Raw genomic sequence first — 8,671 nt, 5'->3', positions numbered from 1 at the left:
TGGAAGTGCTGCCCCCGGCTTCAGCAGGCCCTCATTGATCAGGCCGGTCAGTGTCTGTGCGAGACGGCGATAGAGAGGTCCGCTGCGCGCTGTGTCGCGCAGCCCGCGTGCCTCGATCTCGGCTATCAGACTGGTTCTATCCATGAGATTAAAATAGAACCTCTTTGGAACCAATTGCAAGCGCTAACTTGCATGAAAAAACCCTCGCAGAGGTCTGCGAGGGTTTGATGACATCAGAAGCGGTCGGCTTGCTGCCGTCAGCTCTTGGAGAAAATGTAGTCCGTTTCCTGGCGCAGCACTTCGCCGGGGCGCAGAACCGCGTTGGGGAAGCCCTCGTGGTTGATGGCGTCGGGCCAGATCTGCGTTTCCAGGCAGAAGCCGGCGAAGGGGCCGTATTTGCGGCCGCCGATACCAGGCACCGGCACATCGAGCTTGAAGGCGGCGTAGAACTGGACGCCGGGCTCGGTCGTGCGCACTTCCATCGACACGCCGGAATAAAGGCTGCGCGCCAGAACCACGGAGCGCTTGGCGACACGTTCGGACGAGAGGCAGAAATTGTGGTCGTAGAGCGCCTGGGTGTCGCCCTCGAAGCGCTTCAGCGAGGCCATTTCGCGGAAATCGAACACCGTGCCTTGCACTGGGCGGATCTCGCCGGTCGGGATCTGGCGCTCGTCAGTCGGAAGATAGCTGTCGGCCGCGATCATGATGTCGTGGCCAAGCGTATCGTCGCGGCCGTCGAGATTGAAATAGGCGTGCTGGCAGACATTGGCGATGGTCGGCTGGTCGCTGGTCGTCTCGTAAACCACCGAGAGTTCGCCATCGCCATGCACGCGGTAGGTGACGAGGATGGTGCAATTGCCGGGATAGCCGCCGCGACCATCGGCATCGACGATCTTCAGGACGACGCGGTCGCTGTCGTGCTCGACGATCGTCCAGTTGCGTAGCGCGATGTTCTCGAAGCCGCCATGCAGGTGGCTGACGCCGTTTTCGTTGAGGTCGAGCTGATAATTCTTGCCGTCGATCGTGAACTTGCCGCCGCCGATGCGGTTGGCATTGCGGCCGGGCGTCGCGCCGAAATAGGCGGAATGGGCGGGATAGCTGTCGAAATCATCGAAGCCGAGGGTGAGCGGCGCGTCATGGCCTTCGAGCCTGAGGTCCTGAATGACGGCGCCCCAGGTGATCACCTTGGCGGTGAGCCCGCCGCCTGAGATTTCGACGCGATGGACGGTCTCGCCCGTCTTCGTCGTTCCAAAAACGTCCCGCTTCAATCCATCCGCCATTCTGTTTCCTCCCCGGTTCGCGTCCGCAATTTCGGGCCAGAACCTGCTCTCAATTGAATGAAATCGCAACCGCCGCGATATAAAAAACAAACGCCGCCGGTCAGGCCCGGCGGCGTATCAAGCAAGGCGAAAAGGTCTCAGCCGTCCTCGCCAATATCTTCCAGATTGTAAGGCGTCGTCTGATAGATTTCGTTGATCCAGTTGCCGAACAGCAGGTGAGCGTGGCTGCGCCAGCGGTTCTGCGGCGGGATCGACGGGTCGTTATGCGGAAAATAATTGTGCGGCATCTTGATCGGAACGCCGGCATTCACGTCGCGGAAATACTCGTCACCAAGCGATGTCGAATCATATTCGACGTGGTTGAAGATATAGAGCCGATTGCCTTTCTTCTCGTGAACGAGGCAGACTCCCATCTCGCTCGATTCCATCAGGATTTCCAGCGTGTCGGATTTTTCGATATCGGCGCGGCGCACTTCCGTCCAGCGCGAGACCGGAACCTCGAAATTGTCGGAGAAACCGTTCAGATAGACCGACGACGGCTTGAGGTTCTTGTGGCGGTAGACGCCGAAGGCCTTTTCCGTCAGCGCGTGCTTGGGAATATCGTGGAAATGGTAGATCGCGGCCATCGCGCCCCAGCAGACATTCATCGCGGAGTGCACGTTGGTGCGCGTCCAGTCGAAAATCTGCTGCATTTCATCCCAATAAGTAACGTCTTCGTATGGAAGCGTTTCGATCGGCGCGCCTGTGATGATGAAGCCGTCGAACTTCCGGTGTTTGATCTCCTCCCAGGTCTGGTAGAAGGAGAAGAGATGATCTTCCGAGGTGTTCTTCGCCTTGTGGTTCCCGACGCGAACAAGCGACAGCTCGACCTGCAGCGGCGAGGCGCCGATGAGGCGCGCCATCTGGATCTCGGTCTTGATCTTGTTCGGCATGAGGTTCAGAAGCCCGATCTGCAGGGGGCGAATGTCCTGACGGATCGCGGCCGTCTCGGTCATTACGCGCACACCTTCCTGAACCAGGGTTTCAAAGGCGGGCAGGGTATCGGGGATCTTGATCGGCATAGCGGTCACTCGATGAAAAAACGAAAATATCGCTATCGGTCCGCACGCGGCCCTTTAGCAACTTCTTTAACGTGGCTGCAAGCCGGCCGGCCAAATCACCACGGAGCGCTCTAAATAGACCCAGTCAGGCCGCGAATCAATGACCGATACGCGGCGTCGCCTATTTGCCGAGGTAACTCGCGCATTACCTGATGCTAGAAACTGTTGCTGGACAGGCTGACTCACGGTGCTATTCAGGTGCTACATACGCGTAAGGAAGCATGATGGCAGAGGACGTCAAAAGCAGACCGAGCATCCAGGGGCAGGACCGGGTAGGGTATGATCTCAGCCTGATCTTCCGCCTCAAGGTGATGTTTTCGGCATTCTGGCATTCCAGGGTGCGGGCGCCGGTGCTCATTCTCTCGACGGCGCTGATCGGGATCATTCTGGCGACAGCCTATGCCACTGTTATCCTCAACCAGTGGAACGCGCCATTCTACGACGCCATCTCACGCCGCGATCTGCCGGGGTTCTTCCACCAGCTGAAGATCTTCGCGCTGATCGCCGGCATGCTGCTTTTGCTCAACGTAGTGCAGGCCTGGCTGAACCAGATGACGGCGCTTTACATGCGCGAGGGGCTGACGCGCGATCTCGTCGACCAGTGGCTGCAGCGCAAGCGGGCGCTCAGGCTCGCCTCCAGCGGGCTGATCGGCGTCAATCCGGACCAGCGCCTGCATGAGGATGCGCGCAATCTGGCCGAAAGCACCACGGGGCTCGTCATCGGCCTGGTGCAGTCGACGATCCTGCTGGTGAGCTTCATCGGCGTTCTCTGGGAACTCTCGAGCGGCTTCGTCTTCCGCTTCGGCGAGTACGCCTTTTCCATTCCGGGCTATATGGTCTGGGCGGCGATCTTTTACGCGGCTTCCGCCTCGGTGCTCAGCCAGCTCGTGGGACGCAAGCTCGTCAAGCTCAATGCCGACCGTTTCTCCAAGGAAGCCGAGCTGCGTTTCGCGCTGATGCATGCCAACGAGAACATTCCGGCGATCACGGCTGCGCGTGGTGAAGAAAACGAGCGGGGGCGGATTAACACCGATATCAGCGCAGTTCTCGCCGTCATCAAGAAGCTGGCGATGGCAAACGTCAACCTGACCTGGGTGTCGGCCGGCTACGGCTGGCTCGTCGTCGTCATTCCGATCATCGTGGCCGCACCCGCCTATTTCTCCGGCGGCCTCACCTTCGGTCAGTTGATGATGTCGGTCGGCGCCTTCAACCAGGTCAATACGGCGCTGCGCTGGTACGTGTCCAACTTCGGCCCGATCGCCGAATGGCGCGCAACCTTGATGCGCGTCACCGATTTCCGCCAGGCTCTGACCACCATGGGCGACGATGTCGATCTCAAGGAAACGATCGCCTATGAACGCAGCGCGCCGGGTACGCTGACGCTCGAGGATGTGACCATCGCCACGAAGATGGACGAGGAGGTCGACCAGTGCGGCGGCTTCCGCCTGCATGAGGGCAGCGTCACCATCAAGGCCGGCGAGAAGGTGATGATCAACGGCGACCACAACGTCAATCGCAAGCTGCTGTTCCTGGCGATGTCGGAACTCTGGCCCTGCGGCAGCGGCAAGATCGGCCTGCCGCCCACCGACGACATGCTGTTCGTGCCTCAATCGGCCTATATTCCGGGTGGTACTTTGCGCGAAGCGCTGGCGTTTCCTGCGGCCGCCGACACCTACAAGAACGACGATGTGGTGGCGGCGCTCGAAAAAGCGGGGCTGCATAATCTCGTTGCCCGTCTGGATACGCGCGCACGCTGGGACAAGCTGCTCGATGCCGATGAACAGCGGGCTATCGGTTTCGCGCGGCTCTTGCTGGTCCGGCCGCAATGGATGGTCTTCGACGAAGTGCTAGAGGGCATGGAGCCCGAATGGCAATCGACGATGATGAAGGTGCTCGAGGCGATGCCGGATGCGACGATGATCTATATCGGCCGCTCCGACGCCTATATCGAGGCCTTCCATCCGCGCGTGCTGCATCTCGAAGCGCTTGCCGCCAAGCCCGATGAGAGCAGGGTGGCGGACAAGGCGCCGAACACGCCGGCGCCGGCGCTCTGATCGCTTCGATCAGGATCACATCGGTGGAACGATGCCGTTGGTGCCGACCGTCACCTGTGCTGCGGAGACCGTTCCGTCGGCTGCCTTTTCGCCCATGACGATGACGTGCGCGCCCGGTGTCAGGTCCGACTTCTGCGCGGCGGTGAAGGTCACGATCGGTGTGGCGTCCGATATCGAGATGGTCTTTTCCTTGCCCTGATAGGTCAGCGTCACGGTGTGGCCATCGACGGATTTTACGGCCTTCGCGACGGTCGCGTTGGTCATGCTGCTGTTGGGCTTCAAATCCCAGGGGCGGCTGCCTTCGCCGGTGCCTTTCATGGCCGCGGGAAAGATCAGAACCTCCAGGGCGCCGTCGCCGCCGTCCTGCTTGGGCAGCGAGGCGATGCCGACGAAATCGCCGGGCTTGATGTCCTCGACCGACGCCTTCTTGATGCCGCCGACCTTCCATTCCGGCTTCAGCGCAATGGTCTGGTCGGCGCCCTCGCGGGTCTTGACGACGAGCGTGTCGCCGGAAAGGCTCGCAATATCGCCGCGTACACGCACGCGCGCGGCATCGGCCGCCGATGTGATCTGCGACGTGCTCAGAAGAATGCCGACGGCAAGCGCCGCGACATGGCTGGTAATCAGATAGCGAGACATGGGTTTTCTCCTCATGGCTCCGGGGGCGGGAGCCTGCGGGAGCTTAGGCGCGAAGTCTCGGTACTGGCCAATCAATGAAATGTGAGGGTTTCCGGCTGGGAGACGGGAGCTATCTGGCAGGGTATGCCAATGGGTGGGAGAAGTTGAATGCCGGAGACGAGACTTGCGGGCCTATATCGCGCGTATATCGGCTGCCTGAATTCCCAGGATTGGGAAAACCTCGGCACATATGTCGGGCAGGATGTGCGCTATAACGGAGAGATGGTTGGGCTGGACGGCTATCGGCAGGCGCGTGAGGCCGGGTTTCGCGCGATACCCAACCTCCATTTCGACGTCCAGCTTCTGATCGCCGATGAAACCACGGTCGCCAGCCGGCTGAATTTCAACATCAGCCCGCAAGGCATGTTTCTCGGCCTGCCCGTCAACGGCAGGCGAATCTCGTTCTCCGAGAACGTGTTTTACGGGTTTGCCGAGGGCAAGATCGCGAAGGTGTGGTCGATCGTCGACAAGGCGGCGATCGAGGCTCAGCTTTCGGCGGCGTAGAGGGCGATCAGCCCTCCAGCTCTTCCCGGAGCATCTCGAGTTCCAGCCACTCTTCTTCCATCTTCACCAGGCTGTCGCGGAATTTCTCCATTTCGGCGGCCAGGCGGTTGAAGGTCGTGGGGTCCTTGGAGAAGAGGTTGGTGTCGGCCATCTTTTCCTCGCGCTTGGCGATCTCGGCTTCGGCCTTGGCCATCTCCTTGGGCAGGTTTTCGAGCGCGAACTTCTGCTTGAAGGAGAGCTTTCCCTTGCCCTTCGGCGCTTCGGCGGCAGGGGCCGCGTCCTGCGCTTTCGCCTTTTCGGCTTTCTCCGCCTTCTTGCGCTCGTCGGCGGCACCCTTGCGCTGCGCCAGCATGTCGGAATAGCCGCCGGCATATTCGATCCAGCGGCCATCGGGCGCATCCGGTACGGCGGGTGCGATCGTCGAGGTCACGGTGCGGTCGAGGAAGTCACGGTCGTGGCTGACGAGGATGACGGTGCCCGGGAAGCCGGCGACGACTTCCTGCAAGAGATCCAGCGTCTCGATGTCGAGGTCGTTGGTCGGCTCGTCGAGGATCAGCAAGTTGGATGGCCGCGCCAGCATGCGGGCGAGCATCAGGCGGGCGCGCTCGCCGCCCGAGAGGTTCTTGATCGGCGTGCGGGCTTGTTCCGGCTGGAACAGGAATTCCTTCATGTAGCCGGTGACGTGGCGTTGTTCGCCGTTCACAAGCAGGTTCTCGCCGCGCCCGTCGGTGAGATAATGCGCCAGCGTGTCCTCGGGGTTGAGGTCTTCGCGCTTCTGGTCGAGCGTGGCGATCTCCAGATTGGTGCCGAGCTTGATGATGCCGGTGTCGGGCGCGAGCTGGCCGGTCAGCATCTTCAGCAGCGTCGTCTTGCCAGCGCCGTTCGGGCCGACGAGGCCGATGCAATCGCCGCGATGAACGCGGATCGAAAACGGCGTGACGATCGGACGTTCGCCATAGGTCTTGGTAATCTTGTCGGCCTCGATGACGAGCTTGCCGGATTCCTGCGCGTCGGAAACGGTGGCCTGAACGGTGCCCTGCGGACCCTTGTGGCCGCGATAGCTGGCGCGCATCGTCTGCAGCTCGCCGAGGCGGCGCATGTTGCGCTTGCGGCGCGCGGTGACGCCGTAGCGCAGCCAGTGCTCTTCGCGCTCGATCGCCTTGCCGAGCTTGTGCTGTTCCATCTCCTCGGCTTCGAGCACCTGGTCGCGCCAGGCTTCGAAATGGGCGAAGCCACGGTCGAGGCGGCGCGAGGTGCCGCGGTCGAGCCAGACGGTGGCGGTCGAGACCTTTTCGAGGAAACGCCTGTCGTGCGAGATCAACACCAGCGCGCTGCGGGTCTTCTGCAGCTCGCCTTCCAGCCACTCGATGGTGGGTAGGTCGAGGTGGTTGGTCGGCTCGTCGAGCAGCAGGATATCGGGCTCGGGCGCCAGAACGCGGGCAAGGGCCGCGCGGCGCGCTTCGCCGCCCGAGAGGTTCTTCGGGTCTTCCTCGCCGGTGAGGCCGAGATGCGAGAGAAGGTAGGTGACGCGGTAGGGGTCGTCGCCCGGTCCAAGCCCCGCTTCCGCGTAGGCTTGCACCGTGCTGTAGCCGGCGAAATCGGGCGCCTGTTCGAGATAGCGCACGGTGGACGACGGATGGCGGAACACCTCGCCGGACTGCGCCTCGACCATTCCGGCGGCGATCTTCAGGAGTGTCGACTTGCCGGAACCGTTGCGGCCGACAAGGCAGATCTTGTCGCCGGGCTCCACCTGCAGGGCAGCGCCCGCCAGAAGCGGCGCGCCGCCGAAGCTCAGGAAGATATCGTCGAGTTTAAGGATAGGGGGCGCCAAAAATCAGACTCCGGAAAGATCGTAAGGGCGGGCGAGCACGATGGCGCGGCCGCTTTCAAGCGAGAAGCGCACGGGGCCTTCCGCGACATTGGAAATGGTGCGCGACGAGCCGAAGGGCAAATGGAAATCGCTGAGCGGATAGCGAGCGTTTTCGATGAAGAGGCCGTTGAGCTCGCTGAAGGCGGGCACGGAAAACAGGCTGTTCTTCGGCAGATCGACCGTAATGCTGCCGGCAATCAGCGGCACGGCTTCCTCCGTGCCCGAGGTCAGCAGCACGTCGAGGCCGGTCTCGGCGAGGCTGACGGCGTAGAGCAGGTGCTGCAGCGCGTGGTCGGAGCGGTCGCCTGAGAGGGCGCCCACGAGGATCAGTCGCTTTGCGCCGCGCGCGATCGCTTCCGACACGGCGATCTCGCCATCGGTGGCGGCCTTGGCGGCGGGGTAGGGCTTTCTCGGGATAGCCGAGAAAGCGGCCGTCAAATCATCCGGCGTGGAATCGAAATCGCCGACCCAGAGCTCCGGCCTGACATCGAGCGCCAGCGCGTGCCGCATGCCACCATCTGCCGCGATGAAACGGCTGCCGGATACGGCGGCGCGAAGGCGCTCCGTCATGTGCAGCTCGCCGCCGAGCAGGATGGTGAAGGTGGATTGGCTCATGGGCATTGCCCATAGCGCAAAGCGGGGGAAAAGGGAAAGGGCGCGGACATGGTTTGTCCGCGCCCTCCGGCGTTTCTGCGATAAAGCCTGGCTAAAGCGCGTCGCGATCCTTCGGATTCGCTTGCCACGCTTTAAGCCTTTGTCTGTCGCATGTCGGTGCCGCAAAACCGCTGCACACTTTTGCGCGACATGCTTTAGAACCGGTAGGTCACACCGGCGCCGATCAGCCAGGGATCGAGCTTGGCCTTGCCGGTCATGTCGGCGCCGCCGACGTTCACGTTGAAATCGGGACGCAGGAAGATCTTCTTGACGTCGACGTTAAGGCCCCAGTGCTCGTCGAACATGTAGTCGAAGCCGGCCTGGAGCGCGACGCCGAAGGTGTTGTCGATGTCGAGGCTCTGGGCGCTCTTGCCCTTCTCGTTGTAGAAGATGGTGTAGTTCAGGCCGGCGCCGACATAGGGCTTGAAGTTGCCGAAATCGTTGAAGTGATACTGCAGCGTGACGGTCGGCGGCAGCAGCCAGGTCTTGCCGACCTTGCCGAGCCCGTCGATCGAGCCTTCGCCGGTGACG

The 8,671-nt window shown here is 61.8% G+C and carries 8 protein-coding genes, 1 pseudogene and 1 riboswitch; of the genes and pseudogenes, 2 read left to right on the top strand and 7 right to left on the bottom strand.

Translation table 11 applies throughout. From position 1 onward, the window contains the following. From B3605_RS24195 to metA, 3 genes and pseudogenes are all read right to left on the bottom strand, one after another. Positions 1–144 (bottom strand): annotated as a pseudogene (locus B3605_RS24195) (GntR family transcriptional regulator); the annotation flags it as partial. A gap of 113 nt (positions 145–257) precedes the next feature. Beyond that, entirely contained in the window at positions 258–1,280 is a 1,023-nt protein-coding gene (locus B3605_RS24190) for an aldose epimerase family protein (protein ID WP_111562659.1), read from the bottom strand. A 137-nt stretch (positions 1,281–1,417) separates the two neighbouring features. Beyond that, positions 1,418–2,341: a homoserine O-acetyltransferase MetA gene (metA, locus tag B3605_RS24185; protein WP_018901853.1), complete on the bottom strand. Its 924-nt coding sequence runs from the start codon at positions 2,339–2,341 to the stop codon at positions 1,418–1,420. 34 nt (positions 2,342–2,375) lie between these two features. Next, positions 2,376–2,453, bottom strand: a riboswitch (SAM riboswitch). 151 nt (positions 2,454–2,604) lie between these two features. Here metA and B3605_RS24180 point away from each other — a divergent pair. Further along, a complete protein-coding gene (locus tag B3605_RS24180) occupies positions 2,605–4,434 on the top strand; it encodes an ABC transporter ATP-binding protein/permease (RefSeq protein WP_112942682.1) in 1,830 nt (609 codons plus the stop codon). Positions 4,435–4,449: 15 nt separating this feature from the next. Here the strand turns inward: B3605_RS24180 and B3605_RS24175 are convergent, their stop codons facing one another. Then, positions 4,450–5,088, bottom strand: a complete 639-nt coding sequence (locus B3605_RS24175) for a DUF5666 domain-containing protein (RefSeq protein ID WP_112942681.1) — start codon at positions 5,086–5,088, stop codon at positions 4,450–4,452. A 132-nt stretch (positions 5,089–5,220) separates the two neighbouring features. Between B3605_RS24175 and B3605_RS24170 the strand changes: the two genes are divergently transcribed. Then, on the top strand, positions 5,221–5,616 hold the full coding sequence (locus B3605_RS24170) for an ester cyclase (protein ID WP_112942680.1): 396 nt from the start codon (positions 5,221–5,223) through the stop codon (positions 5,614–5,616). A 7-nt stretch (positions 5,617–5,623) separates the two neighbouring features. Here the strand turns inward: B3605_RS24170 and B3605_RS24165 are convergent, their stop codons facing one another. The 3 genes from B3605_RS24165 to B3605_RS24155 all read right to left on the bottom strand — a co-directional run. After that, complete coding sequence (locus B3605_RS24165) at positions 5,624–7,447, bottom strand: ABC-F family ATP-binding cassette domain-containing protein (protein WP_112942679.1); 1,824 nt, start codon at positions 7,445–7,447, stop codon at positions 5,624–5,626. A 3-nt stretch (positions 7,448–7,450) separates the two neighbouring features. Next, positions 7,451–8,107 carry a thiamine diphosphokinase gene (locus B3605_RS24160; protein WP_183795301.1) on the bottom strand — a complete coding sequence of 219 codons (657 nt, stop codon included), beginning with the start codon at positions 8,105–8,107 and terminating at the stop codon, positions 7,451–7,453. Positions 8,108–8,295: 188 nt separating this feature from the next. After that, positions 8,296–8,671 (bottom strand): OmpW/AlkL family protein (locus B3605_RS24155; RefSeq protein ID WP_296436519.1); only part of this gene is annotated, 376 nt, incomplete at its 5' end.

Source organism: Rhizobium sp. UBA1881, assembly GCF_002338015.1.
Classification (GTDB): domain Bacteria; phylum Pseudomonadota; class Alphaproteobacteria; order Rhizobiales; family Rhizobiaceae; genus Rhizobium.
Note: the sequence above shows the minus strand (reverse complement) of the source record. Positions and strands in the feature narration are given on the sequence as shown.